Source organism: Lapidilactobacillus mulanensis (genome assembly GCF_003946215.1).
Classification (GTDB): domain Bacteria; phylum Bacillota; class Bacilli; order Lactobacillales; family Lactobacillaceae; genus Lapidilactobacillus; species Lapidilactobacillus mulanensis.
The window spans coordinates 1-20,538 of the sequence record NZ_RHOW01000024.1 but is presented as its reverse complement, the minus strand read 5'-3'; the positions used below and the strand labels follow the sequence as shown (position 1 = coordinate 20,538).

At 42.9% G+C, this 20,538-nt stretch carries 19 protein-coding genes; 12 read left to right on the top strand and 7 right to left on the bottom strand.

The window, feature by feature from the left end; genetic code table 11:
• Nucleotides 1–44 precede the first annotated feature (44 nt).
• Entirely contained in the window at nucleotides 45–2,078 is a 2,034-nt protein-coding gene (locus EKM67_RS07020) for a beta-galactosidase (RefSeq protein ID WP_125578323.1), read from the top strand.
• Between the two features lie 82 nt (nucleotides 2,079–2,160).
• Here EKM67_RS07020 and EKM67_RS07015 read toward each other — a convergent pair whose 3' ends face one another.
• A complete protein-coding gene (locus tag EKM67_RS07015; RefSeq protein ID WP_125578322.1) occupies nucleotides 2,161–3,282 on the bottom strand; it encodes an NAD(P)-dependent alcohol dehydrogenase in 1,122 nt (373 codons plus the stop codon).
• Nucleotides 3,283–3,724: 442 nt separating this feature from the next.
• On the opposite strand from EKM67_RS07015, the gene EKM67_RS07010 reads away from it, so the two are divergent.
• Complete coding sequence (locus EKM67_RS07010) at nucleotides 3,725–5,389, top strand: peptide ABC transporter substrate-binding protein (RefSeq protein ID WP_125578321.1); 1,665 nt, start codon at nucleotides 3,725–3,727, stop codon at nucleotides 5,387–5,389.
• Nucleotides 5,390–5,461: 72 nt separating this feature from the next.
• The gene (locus EKM67_RS07005; RefSeq protein WP_125578320.1) at nucleotides 5,462–6,403 is read left to right on the top strand and encodes an alpha/beta hydrolase; all 942 of its coding nucleotides are present in this window, start codon (nucleotides 5,462–5,464) and stop codon (nucleotides 6,401–6,403) included.
• Nucleotides 6,404–6,479: 76 nt separating this feature from the next.
• Here the strand turns inward: EKM67_RS07005 and EKM67_RS07000 are convergent, their stop codons facing one another.
• On the bottom strand, nucleotides 6,480–7,037 hold the full coding sequence (locus EKM67_RS07000) for an NADPH-dependent FMN reductase (protein WP_125578319.1): 558 nt from the start codon (nucleotides 7,035–7,037) through the stop codon (nucleotides 6,480–6,482).
• Nucleotides 7,038–7,252: 215 nt separating this feature from the next.
• Here EKM67_RS07000 and trhA point away from each other — a divergent pair, with 215 nt between their 5' ends.
• Together trhA and EKM67_RS06990 are read left to right on the top strand one after the other, a co-directional pair.
• On the top strand, nucleotides 7,253–7,918 hold the full coding sequence (gene trhA, locus EKM67_RS06995; protein WP_125578318.1) for a PAQR family membrane homeostasis protein TrhA: 666 nt from the start codon (nucleotides 7,253–7,255) through the stop codon (nucleotides 7,916–7,918).
• Between the two features lie 80 nt (nucleotides 7,919–7,998).
• Nucleotides 7,999–8,931 (top strand): DUF7916 family protein, encoded by a 933-nt coding sequence (locus EKM67_RS06990; RefSeq protein WP_125578317.1) that lies wholly within the window; start codon nucleotides 7,999–8,001, stop codon nucleotides 8,929–8,931.
• A 213-nt stretch (nucleotides 8,932–9,144) separates the two neighbouring features.
• On the opposite strand, the gene EKM67_RS06985 is transcribed toward EKM67_RS06990, so the two are convergent.
• Entirely contained in the window at nucleotides 9,145–9,366 is a 222-nt protein-coding gene (locus tag EKM67_RS06985) for a P8 family protein (RefSeq protein WP_125578316.1), read from the bottom strand.
• Nucleotides 9,367–9,553: 187 nt separating this feature from the next.
• On the opposite strand from EKM67_RS06985, the gene EKM67_RS06980 reads away from it, so the two are divergent.
• The 4 genes from EKM67_RS06980 to EKM67_RS06965 all read left to right on the top strand — a co-directional run bounded on the left by EKM67_RS06980 (nucleotide 9,554) and on the right by EKM67_RS06965 (nucleotide 14,018).
• Nucleotides 9,554–11,455 (top strand): heavy metal translocating P-type ATPase, encoded by a 1,902-nt coding sequence (locus tag EKM67_RS06980; RefSeq protein ID WP_125578315.1) that lies wholly within the window; start codon nucleotides 9,554–9,556, stop codon nucleotides 11,453–11,455.
• Between the two features lie 106 nt (nucleotides 11,456–11,561).
• Nucleotides 11,562–11,792: a heavy-metal-associated domain-containing protein gene (locus tag EKM67_RS06975; RefSeq protein ID WP_125578314.1), complete on the top strand. Its 231-nt coding sequence runs from the start codon at nucleotides 11,562–11,564 to the stop codon at nucleotides 11,790–11,792.
• A gap of 53 nt (nucleotides 11,793–11,845) precedes the next feature.
• Nucleotides 11,846–12,409: a ferritin-like domain-containing protein gene (locus tag EKM67_RS06970; protein WP_125578313.1), complete on the top strand. Its 564-nt coding sequence runs from the start codon at nucleotides 11,846–11,848 to the stop codon at nucleotides 12,407–12,409.
• Between the two features lie 430 nt (nucleotides 12,410–12,839).
• Complete coding sequence (locus EKM67_RS06965; protein ID WP_125578312.1) at nucleotides 12,840–14,018, top strand: MDR family MFS transporter; 1,179 nt, start codon at nucleotides 12,840–12,842, stop codon at nucleotides 14,016–14,018.
• A 55-nt stretch (nucleotides 14,019–14,073) separates the two neighbouring features.
• Here the strand turns inward: EKM67_RS06965 and EKM67_RS06960 are convergent, their stop codons facing one another.
• Entirely contained in the window at nucleotides 14,074–14,874 is an 801-nt protein-coding gene (locus EKM67_RS06960; RefSeq protein ID WP_125578311.1) for a Cof-type HAD-IIB family hydrolase, read from the bottom strand.
• A 4-nt stretch (nucleotides 14,875–14,878) separates the two neighbouring features.
• A complete protein-coding gene (locus tag EKM67_RS06955) occupies nucleotides 14,879–15,493 on the bottom strand; it encodes a sugar O-acetyltransferase (RefSeq protein WP_125578310.1) in 615 nt (204 codons plus the stop codon).
• Nucleotides 15,494–15,724: 231 nt separating this feature from the next.
• Here EKM67_RS06955 and efp point away from each other — a divergent pair, with 231 nt between their 5' ends.
• Nucleotides 15,725–16,288, top strand: coding sequence for an elongation factor P (gene efp, locus EKM67_RS06950; protein WP_125578331.1), 564 nt, complete (start codon nucleotides 15,725–15,727; stop codon nucleotides 16,286–16,288).
• Between the two features lie 187 nt (nucleotides 16,289–16,475).
• Here efp and lepB read toward each other — a convergent pair whose 3' ends face one another.
• The gene (gene lepB, locus EKM67_RS06945; RefSeq protein ID WP_125578309.1) at nucleotides 16,476–17,048 is read right to left on the bottom strand and encodes a signal peptidase I; all 573 of its coding nucleotides are present in this window, start codon (nucleotides 17,046–17,048) and stop codon (nucleotides 16,476–16,478) included.
• Between the two features lie 221 nt (nucleotides 17,049–17,269).
• On the opposite strand from lepB, the gene EKM67_RS06940 reads away from it, so the two are divergent.
• Nucleotides 17,270–18,247: a ribose-phosphate diphosphokinase gene (locus EKM67_RS06940; protein ID WP_125578308.1), complete on the top strand. Its 978-nt coding sequence runs from the start codon at nucleotides 17,270–17,272 to the stop codon at nucleotides 18,245–18,247.
• 57 nt (nucleotides 18,248–18,304) lie between these two features.
• Here EKM67_RS06940 and EKM67_RS06935 read toward each other — a convergent pair whose 3' ends face one another.
• Nucleotides 18,305–19,162, bottom strand: coding sequence for a GRP family sugar transporter (locus EKM67_RS06935; protein ID WP_125578307.1), 858 nt, complete (start codon nucleotides 19,160–19,162; stop codon nucleotides 18,305–18,307).
• 216 nt (nucleotides 19,163–19,378) lie between these two features.
• On the opposite strand from EKM67_RS06935, the gene EKM67_RS06930 reads away from it, so the two are divergent.
• Complete coding sequence (locus tag EKM67_RS06930; protein WP_125578306.1) at nucleotides 19,379–20,410, top strand: NAD(P)H-dependent amine dehydrogenase family protein; 1,032 nt, start codon at nucleotides 19,379–19,381, stop codon at nucleotides 20,408–20,410.
• Nucleotides 20,411–20,538: the final 128 nt, after the last annotated feature.

Sequence of the window (20,538 nt, the reverse complement as noted above, 5' to 3'; positions counted from 1 at the left end):
AGGTAAACTATGGTTGTAAGAATGAAGACAGGAGGTACAGATTATTGGAAACAACGCAATTTAAGCAAATTTTATTTGGTGGCGACTATAATCCCGAGCAATGGCCAAAAGAGGTTTGGTATAAGGACATGCAGCTGCTAACTAAGGCGGACATCAATGAAGCCACTATTAATGTCTTTTCTTGGGCGCAGTTGCAACCGTCTGAGAATGAATATGATTTCTCGACGCTGGACGATATTGTTGAACTATTGACTGATAACCATTTCAAAATTGTGCTGGCGACTTCTACCGCTGCCTTGCCTGCTTGGATGGCAAAAAGTTATCCCGATGTAACGCGGACAGATTTTGAAGGCCGGCATCATCGTTTCGGTGGGCGTCATAACGCTTGTCCAAATAGTCCAACATTTCGCAAATATGGTCGTCGTTTGGCGGCAAAATTAGCCGAGCGTTATGGAAAGCTTGACAACGTTGTTTGTTGGCATGTGTCAAATGAGTATGGTGGTCTGTGTTATTGCGATAATTGTGCGAAGGCTTTTAGAGTTTGGTTGCACGAGCGTTATAACGGTGATCTTGGCGCGGTCAATCAAGCTTGGAACAGTAATTTTTGGAGTCATACCTTTTACGATTGGGACGAAATTTTTCCACCTAACGATATTAGCGATGCCATCGGTCCTGACAATGCGACACTAGCTGGACTAGCAATCGACTATCTGCGATTCATGTCTGATAGCATTTTGCGAAACTATACCGACGAGCGTGATGCGATTCGTCAGTTTGATCCACAAACACCGATCACGACTAATTTAATGGGAACATTTAAGGATCTAGATTATTTCAAGTGGGCTAAGGAAATGGATCTTGTATCGTGGGATAATTACCCTGCATACAATACACCATTTAGTTATACTGCAATGTGTCACGATTTAATGCGCGGGGTTAAAAACGGTGCGCCATTTATGCTGATGGAGCAAACCCCATCACAACAGAATTGGCAACCGTATAATTCTTTGAAGCGTCCAGGACAAATGCGGGCCATGAGCTATCAAGCCATTGCACACGGCGCGGATTCGATTCAATATTTCCAATTGCGGCAATCTCGTGGGGCTACTGAAAAATTCCACGGCGCAGTGATCGGCCACTCTGATACTGATCAGACTCGGGTTTTCCGTGAAACTGCAGCGTTGGGACAGGAGCTTGCCAATTTAGGGACGGAAACATTGGGTGCACGCACGCCTGCTAAAGTGGCCATTATTTTCGATTGGGAGAATTATTGGGCACTGGAATACGCAAGCGGTCCTAACGTCTTACTGAAATATGTAGACCAGATTCACCGTTATTACGCTGCGTTTTACCGACAAAATATTGCCGTCGATTTAATTCCAACAGATCTTTCTGCTGATGACATGGCTAAATATGATCTGGTTGTTGCGCCTGTTTTATACATGGTAAAACCCGGTGTGGCTGAACAATTAACAGCTTACGTCAAAAACGGTGGGCATTTCTTAACAACCTTTATGAGCGGACTGGTTGATGAACACGACAATGTTTATATTGGCGGATATCCTGGACCATTGCGTGAGCTGATGGGCGTGTGGGTCGAAGAATTCGACGCACTACCGCCTGAACAGAGTTATCAGGTTGCTTTTAACGATGGGACCACAAGCAAGTGTGATTTGTTATGCGATATTATGCATCTTGAAGGCGCCAAGGCGCTTGCTAGTTACAGCGATGGTGAATTCTATGCCGGTTCACCTGTCGTCACTCAGAATTCGGTCGGCGATGGTTCCGCTTATTATGTGGGCACGCAACTTGAGGATAGTGGCCTTGATCATGTGGTCATGAATTTCATTGACCAATTTAATTGGGAGCACTACGACACACCAGCCGGTATTGAAATTACACGTCGTCAACGCGCTGGACAAGCCTATTATTTCTTAGTTAATAATACAAATAATTCGGCAACGATCGATTGGCCGGTCGCAGGAATCGATTTGTTATCGCAAACGATCGTTGACAAGGGTCAGTTGTCGATCAAGCCATATGAAGTTCGAATCGTTAAAAAAGCAGTTGAAGCTTAATTGAAATTTTGAGCACCACAAAAAAACTCCAAGGGGTCTGATTTAAGCCCCTTGAAGTTTTTATTGTCTGATTCAAATGTGATTATTTACCGGGTTGGTAATCTTCGTCGATGACCAAAATAGGTTTGATCGTCTTGCCGGAGCGTGAATCTGCATTAGCTTCGTTGATCTGATCGAATTTGTAAAACTTCTCTGTTTTATCGAAGTCGAACATGCCTTGGCGATAGAATTTAATCAAGCGAGGAATGTCGATTTGAGGAATAGAATCGCCCATATTAACCCCAGTTACTGTGCGATCGTCAACACAAAGATCGTTCCAAGTATCGAGGTCGATATGATTAGGCGTAACGGCGATACATGCGGACACGCCGCCTTGTGCCAATGCCTTGATCGAATCTTCCATAACGGCAGTAACACCGGTTGTATCTACGGCGAAATCAACCCCATAGCCGTCAGTTAATTTCTTGATTGCTTCAACGGCATTTTCTTTTTTACTATTGACGACGTTTGTTGCGCCTAATTCTTTAGCTAATTCTAGACGTGAATCGACGATATCAACGGCAATAACAGTTGTGCAACCAGAGATATGTCCTGCCATCATTGCGGCAAGACCAACGGCACCTGTACCGAAGACGGCGATAGTTTGACCTGGGCGTGGTTTCAAAGTGTTGAGCACTGTGCCACTACCGGTCACATAACCGCATCCTAGAGGTCCTAACTTACGGAGGTCTAAGTCCTTGTCGACCTTGACACAATTGCTCTCACGGACAACTGTGGTGGTTGTGAACGAAGATTGATCGAACATGTCAGCAACATGCTCACCGTTACGAGTGAAATGATCAGTACCATCTGGACGAACACCGGACAAGTTGTTTGCACCATAATGCAAGCAACGTGTTGGTATTCCCTTCAAACAGTTCGCACAGTTGCCACAAGCGTAAAATGACAAGACAACGTGATCACCGGGTTTGAAGTTTTGGACATGAGAGCCAACTTTTTCAACGATCCCAGAACCTTCGTGGCCTAAAACGATTGGATATCCGATTACGGCATCCCCAATTCTTAGGGCTTCATCAGAATGGCAGATACCACTGGCTACCATGTGGACTTGGACATCATCTGGTTGCATTTCTGCAAGTTCGATGTCATCGCGAATTTCGAATGGTGCACCTTGCTTTTCAACGACTGCTGCTTTAATTTTCATAAAAAAACACCTCTTAAAATATTTTAGAAAACGATTTCACACATTCATTATTTCACTATTTAGTATTTTTTACAATGATTTAGTGAGCATGTTCGGAACAAATTTATTGGTCATTTGGTACAAAAGTGTAGGGAAATTGTGATGATGATCATTCGCAACCAACTTTAGTTTTTTCGTTGACAGACTTACTATTAACAAGTATGATAATGGTGAGTTGAAATTTGGAGGTGGCTAATATGGCAAAGCAAGAACAAATGATGTGTTCAATGTCTCACTGTTGTGCAACAGCTAACAGTCTGTTTTTGTATGCTATAAGTCTAACCTCTAATTTTCTGGAACGATGTTGAATCGAATTCGCATCTCAGATAAGTAAACATAGAGTGGGCCGCGCATACAAACATATGCACGGCCTTTTTGGGCGAAAGAAAAGGAGAAATTTTAGATGAAGAAGCAACGCATATTAACCGCAGCATTGGGATTAGTGACGATATTCGGTATCATGGCTGTTTTGTCGGGCTGTGGCACACAAAAGAGTAGCGAAAAAACGGGCGATGCAAAACAGGTATTGAAATTACCGACGGCCTCACAATTAAACACGATCGATATTTCTGCTTCATCAGGTTATGGGCAGACTGGTAATATTTTTGAAAGTTTTTATCGTTTGGGCAAGAACGGAAAAGTTGCGCCGGGTTTGGCGAAATCTTTGAAGACGAGTGCCGATGGTAAAACCTATACGTTTACTCTGCGTGACGCAAAGTGGAGTAATGGGGATAAAATTACCGCTCAAGATTTCGTCTACTCTTGGCAACGAACGATCACGCCTGCGACGAAATCTGAATATGCCTATTTATTTGATGGGGTCAAGAATGCCAATGAGATCAATGCAGGCAAGATGGATCCTAAGACGTTAGGCATCAGCGCTCCGGATAGCAAGACCGTTGTGATTACGCTAGAAAAGCCAATTCCATACTTCAAAGTTTTAATGGCCTATCCCTTGTTTGGGCCTCAGAGTGAAAAAGTCGTTAATAAATATGGTAAAAAATACGGCACCTCATCACAATACATGGTTTATAGCGGTCCGTTCAAGATGACCGGTTGGAAGGGTACCAACAACAGCTGGCAGTACGTGAAAAATAATCAGTACTGGGATGCAAAAGTCGTTAAATTAGACGAGATCGATTATACGGTCGTGAGTGACGCACAGACGAGTTTGGATCTCTACCAGAATAATCAGCTGGACTTAAGTCAACTCTCGCAGACACAGGTCCCTAATTACGAAAACGACAAGGAATACATTCAATATCCATATTCATATGTTAGTTACTTGAATTATAATTTTGCCAGCACAAATGCAGATAAGAAAAAAATCTTATCTAATCAAAACGCGCGTTTAGCAATTTCGTTGTCATTAAATCGGCAACAGTTGACTAAGAAGGTGCTCGGGAACGGTTCGCTGGTTCCAACTGGCTTTGTTTCGACTGATTTAGCGAAGAATCCATCAACCAATGCTGATTTTTCTAAGGATCAGAAAACGACCGATACCATGGATTATGATACGAAGTTAGCCAAGAGCAAGTGGGCGGCTGCTAAGAAAGAAACTGGTATCGACAAGATTACGTTGACGCTGTTAGCTGGTAATGATAACGGTGATGATCCTTCAACAAGTATTGTGATTCAATATTTGAAGGGTCAATTAGAAAAAGTATTGCCAGGATTAACGATCAAGATTCGTGCGGTACCCACGCAAGTCGCCTCGTCAGAACGTCGTGCAGGTAATTTTGACATTGCTTTAGCAGGTTGGGGTGCCGATTTCAATGATCCAATCTCATTCTTGCAAATTCCTGAAACGGGTACAGCTTATAACTATGGTAAATATAGTAATGCGGCTTATGACAAGCTGATCGAAAAGGCTAGCAATGAGGATGCGGCCGATCCAGACAAACGTTGGCAAGGTATGGTTACTGCCAGTCAAATGTTAAGTAAAGATCAGGGCATAACGCCGTTATATCAAAGCGTCTATTCATACATGCAGAAGTCTAGTGTTAAAGGCATTATTCATAACACGGCGGGTACGCAATGGAACTATAAATACGCGTATATGAAATAAGCACGTCATAATAGTGGCTTGACAGTCAATAAAATCCCTCCTATAGTGAATGCTAACTATAGGGGGGATTTTATGCGTCAACATCATTTTCGTCGTGTTTGGCTAATTTTACTGACTGTTTTTATCGGCTTATTTTTACTTGCGGACCTTGGCGGGGCACTTTATATGTATAATTACGCCTTTGTGCCTGGTGAAAAATCATTTCTCAGTAATAGTCAGTCTAAATCAGAACAGCAAGCTGAACAATGGCTTGCGCACGTTGACAAAGAATCTTGGCACGTTGAGGCTGCTCAAGCTAAGTTACGATTGCAAGCCTATTATGTTCCGGCTCAAACGGCCACGAACAAGACCATTGTGATCGCCCATGGCTATATGGGAAGCAACGTTAAAATGGCAAAGTATATTCGGCTATTTCACCAACAAGGCTATAACGTGTTAGCGCCTAATGATCGTGGCCACGGTTCGAGCCAAGGTAATTATGCTGGCTATGGCTGGCCCGATCGCTTGGATTATCTCAAGTGGTTTAAAACTTTACTTCATAAAACCGGGCAACAAACTGAAATTGGATTGTTTGGCGTCAGCATGGGTGGTGCCACGGTCATGTATTTAAGTGGTGAGCAATTACCAGTACAAGTGAAAGCAATCGTTGAAGATTGTGGGTATTCTAGTATCAATGGTGAGCTGAATTACCAACGCACGCAAATGTTTAGTTGGTTGCCAGCGTGGCCGTTAATGCCGACGCTTAATTTATTAGTACGGGCGCGCGCAGGATACGACTGGAATCAAGGCGATGCACTCAAATCGTTGAGCCGAAATAAATTGCCCATTTTCTTCATTCATGGCGATCGAGATACCTTCGTGCCGACGAAAATGGTCTATCAAAACTATGCAGCGACTTCAGCGCCGAAGAAACTTTGGGTGGTTCCCAAGGCGACGCATGCCGATTCGTTAGCGACTGCACCGAAGCAGTACGCCAAGCGTGTCGGTCGATTCTTCAGTCAATATCTTCAGTAGCTAATTTAAAAATGTCAAAAGGGTGTGACCAAAATTAATTGGTCACACCCTTTCTGATTATTGTTTTAAATTTAAACTAGTTTTCGAAACGTGTGATCAAATCGGCGAATGTTGCCATGGCGCCTTTAAGGAATTTAAGGGTCCCTTCATTCGTGATCTTCAAATCATCATCGAGTAAGTTGGTCACGTTGCCGATATAAAGCTCTGGCTGTTGAACAACCGGCATATTTAAGAAAGTCAATGATTGACGAAGATGATGATTAGCGCCGAAACCACTGATTGCACCTGGAGACACACTGAGGATAACAGCAGGTGTGCCATCCCAGACACTTTGGCCATAAGGACGTGAGCCAACATCGATCGCATTTTTCAAGACTGCGGGAACGGAACGGTTATATTCAGGCGTTGCAAAAATCACACCGTCGAGATCCTTGACTTCATCACGGAATCTCTTCCAAGTTGCGGGAACCTGATTTTCATCATCGAAATCTTGGTTGTATAAAGGTAAATCGCCAATTTGAATTTCTTTGACTTCATAACCATCGGGAAGCTGTGCCGCCATTTGTTGTGCGACTGCACGAGTATATGAGCCTTTACGAAGACTACCAACGAATAATCCAACTTTTTTTGTCATTAAAAAATTCCACCTCTTACTATTTATAAGTAAATTTTACCGACTTTAAGATTAAAAATCAAAGAATAAGCCTTACCGATATGTGGTTAATGATATCCATTAAAAAGAGTAAATATATTTTTATATAATATTTAAAACTAGATGTAACGATTTTTACTAACATTTCTAACCGTTTTGTATTATGATAGAGATAATTAAACGTTAGGAGAAATAAAATGACTGCAAAAGAGCTATTTACTGCACCAACACATGTTTCGAAGCATTACCAAGTTATGAACGAAGTACTTTCCGCCGTGACTCACGGGATCGGCTTCTTCATGGCGGTGATCGGTTTGGTGCTATTGATCGTTAAAGCAAGCGCAACACATGATGCCCTGCGTATTACGACGTTTACAATCTATGGGTTGTGTTTAGTTTTGTTGTATTTATTCTCGACACTTTATCACAGCCTGATGTTTACCAAGGCGCGAAGTCTCTTCCAAATTTTTGATCACAGTTCAATTTTTATTTTAATTGCGGGAAGTTATACGCCTTATACGCTGATCACAATTGGTGGTTGGCAAGGTTGGACAATGTTTAGTGTCAATTGGGCGCTGGCGATCATCGGAATCTTGTATAAAATATTCGGGAAGAATCAACGGCAAGTTTTTGAAACGTTGTTATATATTTTCATGGGCTGGATCGTCATCCTTGCTGCAAAACCGATGGCAGCTGCCTTGGGTTCGCAAGGCTTGTGGCTATTAATTTCTGGTGGGATCGCGTACACATTTGGCGCATTGCTATATAGTATGCGCCGGATCAAATATATTCATGTTATTTGGCACGTTTTTGTGATGATCGGGTCGGTTTTGATCTTCTTTTCAATTTATCTTTATGTGTAGAATGATGGGTTTAAACCGTCGGGTGCGGTAAAATGGACTTGGTGTTTATAATATTGATAATTTAAACCTTGGAGGAAATTATGGTTAAACGATTGATCAGCGCAAATTCTAGTGAAGTTCTAAAAATGAAGGCCGCAGAACTCAAGCAAAGTATTAAAGCCAGCGAAGGCCGCGTTGTGCTCAGTGAAGAAGTGGTCACGGCACAGCCTGTTGGCGAGGATATTACCAATGCAGAAGTTGCCGCTGCATTTGGCGCCGATTTGATTTTGTTGAATGGCATGGATGTGTTGAATCCGATGATCATGGGCCTTTATCCCGGTGAGGAAACTTTAGCAACCGCTAAGCCAAGCCGCGATGGTAAAATCATCAAGGATCTACAACATCTGGTTGGACGACCAATTGGCGTTAATCTGGAGCCGATCGACACGGATGCCGATATGTTAGAGGATCGTTTACAAATTCCTGAAGGTCGCACAGCGTCACGTAAAACCTTAGCTGAATTGGAACACTTAGGCTTTAATTTTGTCGTCTTGACGGGTAATCCGGGTACAGGTGTGACCAATGAACAAATCGTTAAAAATGTTTCGGTGGCTAAAGAAGTCTTTTCAGGCTTAGTAATTGCTGGGAAAATGCATGCTGCTGGTGTTAATGAGCCATTGGTAACGCCGGAAGTTGTCGAAGAGTTCATTAAAGCGGGTGCGGATGTGATTCTCGTGCCTGCGGTTGGAACCGTTCCAGAATTCAACGATGCAGAACTAACCGAAATCGTTAAAATTGCTCATCAAGCAGGCGCTTTGGTGATGTCGACGATCGGAACGAGCCAGGAAAGTGGATCGACTTCATATATCGAAAGTATCGCGATCCGTAATAAAGTTTGTGGCGTCGATATTCAACATATCGGTGACGCAGGTTACGGTGGTTTGGCGCCGGTCGAAAATATCTTTACAATCAGTAAAACAATTCGCGGCCAACGCCACGCCATCAGTAGAATGGCACGCTCGATCAATCGTTAATAAGTTTGAAACAGTAAAGCTAGGAGATTCTCCTAGCTTTTTTTGCGCGCCTAAATACGGGTCTTTCCACCAGCAGAACTAATTCTACAAACCGAATGAGCCGTTGATTCGAGTTCACCACAATCAACGAAACAAGCTACCAATGTAACAAGCTACAAAAAAAGGAAAAACAACAATTGTTGTTTTTCCTTGAGAGTTTTAAGTTGTATTGAATTACTTCTTCAAATTCTGTTCGACATAATCACGGACTTGGGCATCGGTTTTGTCCAAGAATGGTTTCATGGCTTCTTCGGTCTTGATAGTGTCACGATTATTTGCTTCCATAATGTGATTCCAGATCGCGTCACGAACAACATTCTTGTCGTCGCTCCAATCGAACTCTTCATTCATCCGTAAATTCAATAGTTCAGGTTCTGTTTGAATATTTTCAGCCATCTCAATTACCTCCATTATTATTTACAACTTCATTATAGGTCCGATTTGAAAAAGTAGCGTGGAAAACGGCTTATTCGTAAAAATGTCCGCAATAAATAAAAAACTTTTCAAAACTTGATGCGGGTCAATTTTATTTAAACCCTAACTCGGTAAACTATATTTATCAAGTCGAAGAGGAGTGCACATTATGAAATTCCAATTATATATTCAAAAGCACACGACACAAATTACTTGGACCACTGCAGCGTTGATCGCCGCAGGTTTTCTAAGCAAGTATTTATTAAATAGCACAATGTTCTATCAAATTTTCTTGGCGATCGCTTCGATCATCGCGGTGATTCCAATTGCAATCCATGCCTACCAAGCAGCTCGTGCTAAGGTGATCAGTATTGAGTTCTTAGTCACCGTTGCCGTAATCGGCGCGTTTATAATCGGTGAATATAATGAGTCGGCAATCGTTACGTTCCTATTCTTGTTCGGGAACTTTCTGGAACAGAAGACCTTATCTAAGACACGTGAATCAATTAAGTCATTAACTGAAATGGCACCAACAACGGCTGAAGTTGTTCAGGCGGATGGTTCCATCGAAGAAGTCGATATCGATGATGTCGATGAAGGCGACGTTGTTCTGGTTAAGACCGGTGCGGCGATTCCAGTCGATGGTGTGGTCGTTGAAGGTAATGGTTATGCAGATGAGGCCGCCGTTACTGGTGAGTCTCGCGAAGTCAATAAAGCTTTGGACGACGAAGTTTTCTCTGGAACGATGTTGAGCGATGGCTTCTTGAAAATCAAAGCAACTAAAGTCGGCGACGACACAACTTTTGCTAAGATCGTCGAGCTAGTTGAAGATGCGCAAGATACAAAGTCGCACGCTGAAAAATTTATCGATCGTTTCTCACAGTATTACACACCAGCAGTTCTGTTGATCGCATTGATCGTCTTTATTTTCTCACGTGATTTCAAGCTTGCGATCACGGTTCTCGTTCTCGGATGCCCTGGTGCCTTGGTCATTGGTGCGCCAGTTTCTAACGTTGCCGGAATTGGTAACGGTGCAAAGCGCGGCATCTTGATCAAGGGTGGCGAAGTTATGGATACTTTCGCCAAAATCGATACTTTTGTTTTCGATAAAACTGGTACCTTAACTAAAGGATCAACTTCTGTTTCTGCAACTAAGCGTTATAATGACAGTTTCAATGACACATTGGCATTGGCTGCTAAGATTGAAACATTGTCCGATCATCCACTAGGACGCGCAATTATTCAATACGCTGGCGATCAGAATGTCGATTATCAAGACTTGGAAATCAGCGATAACGAAACGATCAAGGGTCAAGGGATCGCGGCTAAAATTAATTGTCAACAAGTTCTCGCTGGGAATTCGAAATTAATGGCTGCTCGTAACGTCGCTATGACGGACAAACAACAAGCGGATTTAATTGAATTACAAGGCACTGGTAGTTCTGTGGTCATCGTTGCCATCGATAGCCAAATCACGGCAATCTTCGGTGTCTCCGATGTGATTCGACCAGAAGTTGCGGAAGAGCTCGCTAATCTGAAAGCTTCTGGCGCAAAGCACCTCGTTATGTTAACGGGTGATAATCAAGTAACGGCCAATTATGTGGCTCAACAATTAGGTATCGATGAAGTTCACGCTGAATTGTTACCCGATCAAAAAGTTGAATTTGTTAAGAAGTTCCAAGCTGAAGGTCGTAAGGTTGCTTTCGTCGGTGATGGGATCAATGATAGTCCATCGCTTGCGACCGCTGATATCGGTATCGCCATGGGCAGTGGCACGGATGTTGCCATTGAGACTTCTGATGTTGTCTTGATGCAATCGAGTTTTGCCGCGTTGGTTCACGCCTACAAGTTGTCTAAGAAGACGGTGCTGAATACTCGTGAGAATGTCACAATTGCCATTGCTGTTGTTGCCTTCCTGTTATTAGGTTTAGTCGCTGGATTCATCTACATGGCCAGTGGGATGTTTGTTCACGAAGCAAGTATCTTAGTCGTGATCTTCAATGCCATGCGTTTGATCAACTTCGGTAAAAAGAACGACGCCAAATTAGTTCCAGCAGTCGTCCACAGTTAATTTTAAAAATAAATCAGATTTTTTGAGCAACTTGATGTGCATCAATTTTTTCAAACGAGGAACACCTTATACTAGGTATATAAATTAAAGAAAGAGGTCATCCATTATGAATAAAAAAGTTACTTTACAATTAGACGCGTTAACTTGCCCATCATGCTTAACTAAAATTGAAACTGCCGTTAAAGCTGAACCAGGCGTTGGCAATGTTAAAGTCTTGTTCAATGCCGGCAAAGTTAAAGCCGATATCGATGACAGCCAGACGAGCGCCGATAAATTAAGCGACGTCGTTACGAAATTAGGTTATGAAGTCGAGAAAGTTAAAGTTAAAGACCTGTAAAAAGTCATCGTCAAAATAGATAAGCAGCGAAAGATTTACGAGGAGGAAAAATTATGTCAGATCAAACTGAAATTGAAGCAAAATATCAAGCTGAGGTCAAACAAGCCGACCTTGATCATCATAAACCAACCGCAGGTGCTATGAGCGGACACATTGTTGCCAATCTCTGGTACTTCGATGTTAAGCTCCACCAAGCGCTCTGGTATGTTAAAGGCGAACAAGCTTTGCAACTACAAGATTTTTATACAGAATTAATTGAGAATAATCGCCAACAACTCGATGAATTAGGTGCGGTTTTGCTTGATGAGAATGAAATGCCACCTTCTACGGTTGCTGAATACACAACTTATACGAAGTTAGCTGAAGATCCTCGGATCAAATATGAAGATGCTTCTGAAATCGTTTTGGAAACTGCACATGATTTTACAACGGCAAACATGTTTATCGATCGCGCGATCATCTTGGCACAACGTGAGCATCGTCCCGCGTTAGCCGCTAACTTGACTGATATGCGCGGATATAATAATCGGCAAACTCGTAAACTCCAAGCTTTATTAGGCAAGACAGCTTGGCAAGATCTCGTCGAAGTTGACGATGACGAAGATGACGACGATTAATTTAACCGTTAATTAAATAGCCCCCCAAGATCAACCACAATGGACAACCTCAGACGTCTATTGTGGTTTTTTGTAGCTTGTTAGGTTGGTGGATGGGAACTGGAAATGACTTCTCATGCCGTTGGTGGCATTAGTTCAGGATACGTAAAGACGCATTGGGTTGTGCAAGTTATTCAGTAAAATGAATTTTCTGAGCAGATTTCTGCAGATAATGACAATCTCAAGAAATTAGTTGCTTTTTATAGCCCACTCGCGATAGGCTAAGTAAAGAGTGTGAGTGCCCATGGGTTGAAAATGAGGATTAACTTCGAGTCATACCAAAATCTGGTTTTGGATTTTAGTATGACTCAAGTTAACCGGAAGTTTCAATGGGCGAGCAATGACGGGTTTATTTTCATAATGCGGAAAAGTTAATAAGGGGTGCAACAGGTTGCGACAGGATCCAATCAAGCTAAAATGGCTGTTCTTAGGTTCATTGATCATCAACACGGGGATCAGTTTTATTTGGCCATTAACGACGATTTATATGCATGAATACTTACACGAAACATTGACGGTCGCTGGAATTGTCTTGCTATTCAATTCGGGCTTTACAATGATCGGTAATTATTTGGGTGGTTGGTTATTTGATCATTGGCGTCCATATCCGACGATTTTGATCGGGATCGCGACGGCGATGGTTTCCACTGGGCTGTTGATTTTTTTGCACGGCTGGCCGATTTATGCGGTTTTATTAGTCGTGTTGGGATTGGGTAACGGAATTGTGGCGACGGGCATTAATTCGACCGCGACACTCGTGCGCAGCAAACAACCTAGCTATGTTTTCAACGTGCTGTATTTTACCAGCAATTTGGGCTTAGTCTTCGGTTCTTTGATCGTGGGTTATATTTTGCCTTTGGGAATTCAATATATTTTCATGATCGCGTTTGTTTTGTTCGTGGCCTTTTTTGTGATGGCATTGTTGACGTTTCGCCAACTCGATCAAAGTAAACAGGCAGCCACACAGCACGGGACGGTCGTTAGTGATCGCAACGAGCAAACGCGCGACAAGTTACCGATTCTGTTATTGTTGTTGACGTTATTCGTGGCCTGGGTCGCCTACGAACAGTGGCAGAGTAATATTTCTGCTTATATGATCCATTTAGGAATGGACGTTAAATTATACAGTCATTTGTGGACAGTCAATGCAGTTTTGATCGTGGTTTTGCAGCCATTGTTGACGCACTTTGATGATTATTTATTGAAACATTTGCGCGGTCGCTTATATACAGGATTTTTCTTATTTTGCGGGTCATTTTTAATTTTAATTTTTGCGAAGCAATTCGGTTGGTTCGTCTTAGCGATGACGGTGTTAACAATCGGCGAAATCATTGCGTTCCCGGCGGTTTCAACCTTCGTTAACGAACGTGCCTCCTTTGCAGAAAAGGGGCGCTATCAGGGATTGGTCGCGTTATCGGCATCTGCTGGACGCGCCGTAGGGCCATTGATCGGTGCGCTGATTATCGAAACGTTCACCTATCCCATTTTATTTATCTTCTCGGCAATATTGATTGCCATTTTTACGGTGATCTTCATGAGCTCCGGGTTGAAACGAACGCCTGAAAAATAAATATTCCTAGCACGTGGCCGCTTGATCAGCAGCTGTGCTAGGAATTTTTTAATGCTTAGGATTCTTGGTGTATCAGTTGATCAATGTAAGTTAAAACGCCCTGCTTGTTATTCGTCGTTGTCAGGACGTCAGCGGCGTTTTGAATAGGTTCTGGTGCATTAGCCATCGCAACGCCCAAACCGACCTCAGTGAGCATTTCTAGGTCATTACCGCCATCACCGAAAGCGACCATCTCTTGAAGATCGATGTTTAGCAATTCGCCAAGTTTTTTCAGCCCGTTTGCCTTGTGGATGCCAGGCTGAATGATATCAATATCGCCATGACCACTAGAAGTTGGTGTGCCTAAGCCGTCGAGTTCGATTTTCAAACGCTGCACAAATTCTTCGGTACGTTCGTCAGGACAGTGAATCCCGATTTTGAAAATTTTGTCATCGAGGGTGTGATAATCATCGATGAAATCTAGGTGTTTATAATATAAGCGCGAAATATCGGTGAAACTTTGCGGCGTCTCTGGTAGGAGATAGGCGCTTTTTTTGCCAGCAATAATAAGATCTAATTCGGGAATTGCGCAGAGTTTATCCATAATCTGCTCAAATTGCGCCTGCGTAAAATTGGAATAGTCGAGAACTTGATCCGCGGTCCGCAAGTAAGCGCCGTTTTCTGCCAGATAAATCACTTCTGGATAGTCTTCGAAGAAACTTTTTAGTTGATAGTATTGATTGCCACTCGCAACAACGAACTGAATGTTTCGCGTCTGCATGTCGCGGTAAAGCTGAGCAAAATAGCGACGATCATACTGCTTGTCGTCATCGAGAAAGGTGCCGTCCATATCTGTTGCAATCAACTTGATTGTCATTTTGTCACCTCATTAAATTGTGATAGTCTTGTTGTTGCTGATCCCAATATTGGCGATCTTGTTCGGAAATTTCGCGTAAAACGCGGCAGGGGTTGCCGACCGCGATGCAATTAGCCGGAATATCTTTCGTTACCACGGCACCTGCGCCGATCACACAATTATCACCGATCGAAACACCAGGCGTTACAACGACGTTACCACCCATCCAAACGTTGTTGCCGATCGTGATCGGGTAGCCGTATTCGATGCCGGAGTTGCGAATGTCTGCAGGAATAGGATGACCCGCGGTATAGAGACTGATCCGTGGTCCAAACATAACATTATCGCCAATTGTAATATCGGCGGTATCGAGGAAAATACATTCGTAATTTGCGTAGAAGTTTTTACCGATATGAACGTTACAACCGTAGTCGAGATGTAACGGCGTTTCAATATAGGCGTCGTTAGTTGGAATATCCATATATTCGCTGAGTAATTGCTTGCGTTTGTCGGTTTCAAATTCGGCGGTCGCATTATATTGGCGGGTAAAACCTTGGGCACGTCGACGCAGTTCCGCTAGTTCAGGATCACTGGAATTATATAATTTGCCCGCGAGCATTAATTCTCGTTCTGTTGGCATCAAAAAGACTCCTTTATGTATCAATAGTTTTCCACTTTCAGCCCTGATTATAACAGAGCCGTTGTGTAAAAACGAGGCTTGATTTAACGGATAATTGGCAAGTGGTAGGTTGTCATCGCAGAATATGCTACAATAACAATTGTATTGTAAATATTGACGCAAGGTCTTCGTCACGCGTTGTGAACTGATTTAACTCGACGAGGACTAGCGATAAGCACATTGAGGAGAGATATTTTGGAAGCAATCAATTTAAAAGCGGGCATGACATTTATCAAGGATGGCAAGTTGATCAAAGTTTTAGAGAGTAATCATCATAAACCCGGCAAGGGCAACACGGTGATGCAGATGAAGCTTTACGACGTTCGCGCAGGTTCAACCGTGCAAACCACAATGCGTCCTAGTGAAAAAATTGAGCCAGCCACACTGGAAATGAAAGAAGTCCAGTATTTATACACACAAGATGAGATCGCCTTTTTCATGGATATGGCGACTTATGAACAATATGAAGTTAGTATCGGCAGTATCGAAAACGATTTGAAATATTTGCTTGATAATACGATCGTTCAGATTCAATTCTATGGCACAGAAGTAATCGGGATCACGTTGCCAAGTACAGTTGAATTGACGGTCACGGAAACACAGCCTTCAATTAAGGGTGGCAGTGTGACTGGTAGCGGCAAACCAGCAACGATGGAAACTGGCTTAGTTGTCAACGTTCCTGACTTCATTAAGAGCGGCGAGAAAATCGTGATCAATACGTCGACCGGCGAATATAAAGGCCGCGCTACGAATTAGCTTGTTTAGTAGCTTGTTAGTTGGGTAGATGGAGATTATAATTCACGTCTCATTCGGTTGGTGGCATTAGTTCAGACTGCGTAAAGACGCGGTTGAAATGATTCATTGATATAAATAAACAGGAACAACCACAATTTGGTTGTTCCTGTTTTTGTTTGTTGTCGTTATAACGTTGATTTGCGCAGCTTTAGTCACTGAAGTACTGAATTTTATTTAGTGGCCAGTAACGTAAGCGGGTCACGCCTTTAATTGCAGATTTCTTGATGAAGCCGATCCGCCGACTGTCTTTAGAAATCGGCCGATTATCCCCCAAGACAAAATAACTATCCTTGGGCACAGTGCTGCGTCCTAAAAGCGAGCTAAGCGTAAAGTCCTGCGTGAAGTTGCCGGTCACGGCATATTTAGTGAGATAGGGTTCATTAATTTTTTTACCATTGATGTAGACTTGGTCGTTCTTGGCCTCTACAGTGTCACCAGGCAATCCGATCACCCGCTTAATATAAAGAGTGCCAGGTTCATTAGGCGCGTCTAAAACGACTACTGAGCCCCGTTTGATCGTCGCCAGCCGATTGGTGATCAGCCGGTCACCGTCATTATAAGCGGTCTCCATAGAGGGTCCGGAAACCACATCCTTTGCTAAAACGTAACGGAAAACTAATTGAACGCCCGCAAAAAGAACGACCGCGAGAATAATCATTTCGACCACCCATCTGCCGAAGCTCGTTTCTTCTTGTTTCTTCGCCGCTTGTTGTTTATTCATCTTTTATCTACCTCGAAAATTATACTTATGTTCATTCTCTAATTTTAGCCCTTGAAATGCAATGTAAAAGAACTATTTTAGTTAAATGATAAGATTTAGCCGAAATTTTTAAAAAAATGCGCCGAATAATTTTTTTTGTGGTCAGTTGGCCTATTTTCAACTATAATAAGCGTTAATAGGATCGACACTTGATTAAATAGATGAAACTTTTGGAGGAACACATGGCAAGTAGATGTAATAATCGTCATCCAATGAAACTGATTGCTTTAAACGGGAACTTTGATTTGGCCAAGGCAGTTGCTGAACACATAGGCATGCCACTGCTTTCGACGTCGGTCAAGCATTTCGCTGACGGCGAGATTCAAATCAATATTAACGAAACCGTTCGTGGCGACGATGTTTTCGTCATTCAGTCGATCAATGATCCGGTCAACGAGAACTTTATGGAATTGATGATCATGATCGATGCGTTACGCCGTGCCAGCGCGCATACAATCAATGTTGTCTTGCCATACTTTGCCTATTCACGTGCAGATCGCAAGACGCGTTCGCGTGAACCGATCACCGCTAAATTAGTTTCGAATTTGATCGAAATTGGCGGCGCCGATCGCGTGGTTGCCTTAGATCTCCACGCCGATCAAATTCAGGGCTTCTTTGATATTCCGGTAGATCATTTACAGGCGTTACCGATCCTTGCCAATTATTTCCTCAAGAAAAATTTAGGGACCGCGGATGAAATCGTGGTCGTTGCGCCAGATCATAGCTCAACCAAACGCGCGCGGGCAATGGCTGAGTACTTCGATTGCCCGATTGCGATCGTTGACAAACGCGATAGCAATCCCAGCGTTGATCCAATGGATATCATCGGTGATGTTGAAGGCAAGATCTGTATTATTTCGGATGACCTGATCGATACCGCCAGCCGAATGGTTTGGTCAGCGAATTCATTGCACGTTGCGGGTGCCAAAGAAATTTATGGCTGTGCAACGCATGCGATTTTCTCGAAGGGCGCCACTGAAAAATTACAAAATTCGATCCTCAAAGAAGTCGTTGTGACGAATTCAATTCGGATCCCAGAAGAAAAAGAATTCGATAAACTAGTTAAGCTATCCGTGAGTGATTTGTTGGCGAATGCGATCCAGAAAATCCATAATAACGAGTCGATCCATTCCTTGTTTGATTCAGATACTGAAGACTAAAAATATCGTTAAAAAAGCGTGCTGACATTGTCAGCACGCTTTTTAAATGCGCTTGATCTAACCAACGGTCGTCACAACTGCGCCACCGACAATAATTGCGAGGCCTAATATCGTCAGAATTAATTCACGAGTTGTTTTATGTTCCTTCAAGAAGATCAAACCACCCAATGTTGATAAGACGACGGAGACTTGGCCAACGACGAATGCGGTATTAACACCGTTATAACGCACCGAGAAAATATAACTGATCGCTGCCACCGAGAAAATGAGACCGGCGAGAATATTTTGCCAACTTTTGGCTTCCTTGATGACACCTAAGCTTCTAGTTACTGCCAAATAAGCTAACACAGCGACAACCATTCCCACAGATTCAGGGAAGAAAATCGCCAGACCTGAAGTGGACATGGCTTTAGGAATCGTGTTGTAAACGAGGTAACCAATCGTCGTTAGCACCAAAATAACGTATGATTGCGTTGCTTTTCGTTCTGGATCGTTGTTCTTGTTTTCAGTGTATGAGGTTAAAAAGACGCCGATGATCAACATGGCGATACCGATGAAACCAAGTGTGCGCGCAGTTGTTGTCGACCATTCGCCAAAGATGAGCACACCGATCAACGAAGTTCCGATTAATTGTAAGCCGGAAGTCACGGGCATTGTTCGGGAGACGCCGATATTTTTGTAAGCCTGATATTGTCCGAGCTGTCCAGCAATCCAGAACGCGCCAGCCAGAGCCGCGAGTAAAAAGTTGCTTACTGAAATATCCAAACCCTGTACCGCGATCACGAAGAAACTAGCGATCAGAGTTCCCACTGCTGTTCCGAAAATTTGATTCTTAGTGGTCCCACCAACGAGTTGGATGGCAAATGGTAAAACACCCCATCCCAAAACCGGTAGTAATAACCAAATAATTGTCATAAAGTTAGCCCCCAAAATTAAAGATATAAATAATAGAATAACAGAATAACGCACGTTTTCCAAAAAAAAGTTACTTCAAGCTTGAAATAATAATCGGACCGTAACATTTAAGCGGGCGCAATTTGACTAATTATTAGCCATATTCATGGTTCCTGTTCACGCAACATGATATGCTGTAATTGATTGAAATTGAGCAAACCAAAAGGAGGCAACACAATGAGTTTCAGAAAAGTGCGAGTTATTCAGTATGGTTGTGGCAATATGGCGAAGGTGATCATCCCTTATTTATTAAGTCATGGCGCAGAAATCGTCGGGGCTATCGATAACAATACAGAAATTGTCGGTCAGGATGTTGGCCGCTTTGCTGGGTTGGATCATGATTTAGGCGTTAAAATTTCTTCTGATGCGGATGAAGTACTCGAACGCGTCGAAGCGGATATTGCAGTGGTGACTTTATTCAGTTATGTTGAGGATAATTATGATCATTTTGCTAAGGTGCTTCAGCATGGGGTCAACGTGATCACAACTAGTGAAGAAGCCTTCTATCCTTGGAGCACCTCTGCTCAACAAACTAACGAACTAAACAAACTGGCGCTACAAAACGGCGTTACGATCACCGGTAGTGGGATGCAAGATATTTTCTGGAGCGAATTTCCCTTTACAATCGCAGCTGGCTGTGCGCAGATCGATCAGATCGAAGGTGCCGTCAGTTATAACGTCGAGGAATACGGCATTGCCTTAGCAAATGCTCATGGCGTTGGCCTGTCTCAGGATGAATTTAAAAAACAAATTACGGATGTTGAGAGTTTCCCATCTTACATGTGGAACTCTGGTGAAGAACTCGCTAGCAAATTTGGTTGGACGATCAAGAGCATCCAAGAAAAACGGGTGCCAGTTCTGAGTGACACAACGATTCATTCAGAAACGATCGGTGGCGACATTCCTGCGGGTAATGCGATCGGCATGTCGGCTATCGCAACCATTCAGACTTATCAGGGTCCAGTGATGGAATTGCAAACGATCGGTAAAGTCTATCAAGAAGGCGAAGGCGATCTTTGCGAATGGCATCTAAAAGGCGATCCAGATACAGACATGTCTGTGCAAAAACCAAATACGGTGGCACATACTTGTGCAACGATCGTCAATCGAATTCCAGACGTTTTAAATGCATTACCTGGCTTCGTAACGGTGGATCAATTACCAACACCCCAGTATTTAAGCTATCCAATGGGATATTACGTGCTGTAATTGACGGCGTTATAACGCATCACCAACTTTTATCGACAACACGCAAAAAGCGCTTGAGGAATTGAAGTGCTTCATAATTGTTAGACAAACAGTCTAATGATTGTGAGGCACTTTTTGTATGGTCAAAT

What these genes read in the sequence shown, in the direction of transcription:
- EKM67_RS06960 (WP_125578311.1), bottom strand. Translation starts at nt 14,874, where the DNA reads ATGACAATCAAGTTGATTGCAACAGATATGGACGGCACCTTTCTCGAT.
- EKM67_RS07005 (WP_125578320.1), top strand. Translation starts at nt 5,462, where the DNA reads ATGCGTCAACATCATTTTCGTCGTGTTTGGCTAATTTTACTGACTGTT.
- EKM67_RS06985 (WP_125578316.1), bottom strand. Translation starts at nt 9,366, where the DNA reads ATGGCTGAAAATATTCAAACAGAACCTGAACTATTGAATTTACGGATG.
- EKM67_RS06940 (WP_125578308.1), top strand. Translation starts at nt 17,270, where the DNA reads ATGGCAAGTAGATGTAATAATCGTCATCCAATGAAACTGATTGCTTTA.
- EKM67_RS06935 (WP_125578307.1), bottom strand. Translation starts at nt 19,162, where the DNA reads ATGACAATTATTTGGTTATTACTACCGGTTTTGGGATGGGGTGTTTTA.
- lepB (WP_125578309.1), bottom strand. Translation starts at nt 17,048, where the DNA reads ATGAATAAACAACAAGCGGCGAAGAAACAAGAAGAAACGAGCTTCGGC.
- EKM67_RS06990 (WP_125578317.1), top strand. Translation starts at nt 7,999, where the DNA reads ATGGTTAAACGATTGATCAGCGCAAATTCTAGTGAAGTTCTAAAAATG.
- EKM67_RS06980 (WP_125578315.1), top strand. Translation starts at nt 9,554, where the DNA reads ATGAAATTCCAATTATATATTCAAAAGCACACGACACAAATTACTTGG.
- EKM67_RS07010 (WP_125578321.1), top strand. Translation starts at nt 3,725, where the DNA reads ATGAAGAAGCAACGCATATTAACCGCAGCATTGGGATTAGTGACGATA.
- trhA (WP_125578318.1), top strand. Translation starts at nt 7,253, where the DNA reads ATGACTGCAAAAGAGCTATTTACTGCACCAACACATGTTTCGAAGCAT.
- EKM67_RS06955 (WP_125578310.1), bottom strand. Translation starts at nt 15,493, where the DNA reads ATGCCAACAGAACGAGAATTAATGCTCGCGGGCAAATTATATAATTCC.
- EKM67_RS07015 (WP_125578322.1), bottom strand. Translation starts at nt 3,282, where the DNA reads ATGAAAATTAAAGCAGCAGTCGTTGAAAAGCAAGGTGCACCATTCGAA.
- EKM67_RS06970 (WP_125578313.1), top strand. Translation starts at nt 11,846, where the DNA reads ATGTCAGATCAAACTGAAATTGAAGCAAAATATCAAGCTGAGGTCAAA.
- EKM67_RS07000 (WP_125578319.1), bottom strand. Translation starts at nt 7,037, where the DNA reads ATGACAAAAAAAGTTGGATTATTCGTTGGTAGTCTTCGTAAAGGCTCA.
- EKM67_RS06975 (WP_125578314.1), top strand. Translation starts at nt 11,562, where the DNA reads ATGAATAAAAAAGTTACTTTACAATTAGACGCGTTAACTTGCCCATCA.
- EKM67_RS06930 (WP_125578306.1), top strand. Translation starts at nt 19,379, where the DNA reads ATGAGTTTCAGAAAAGTGCGAGTTATTCAGTATGGTTGTGGCAATATG.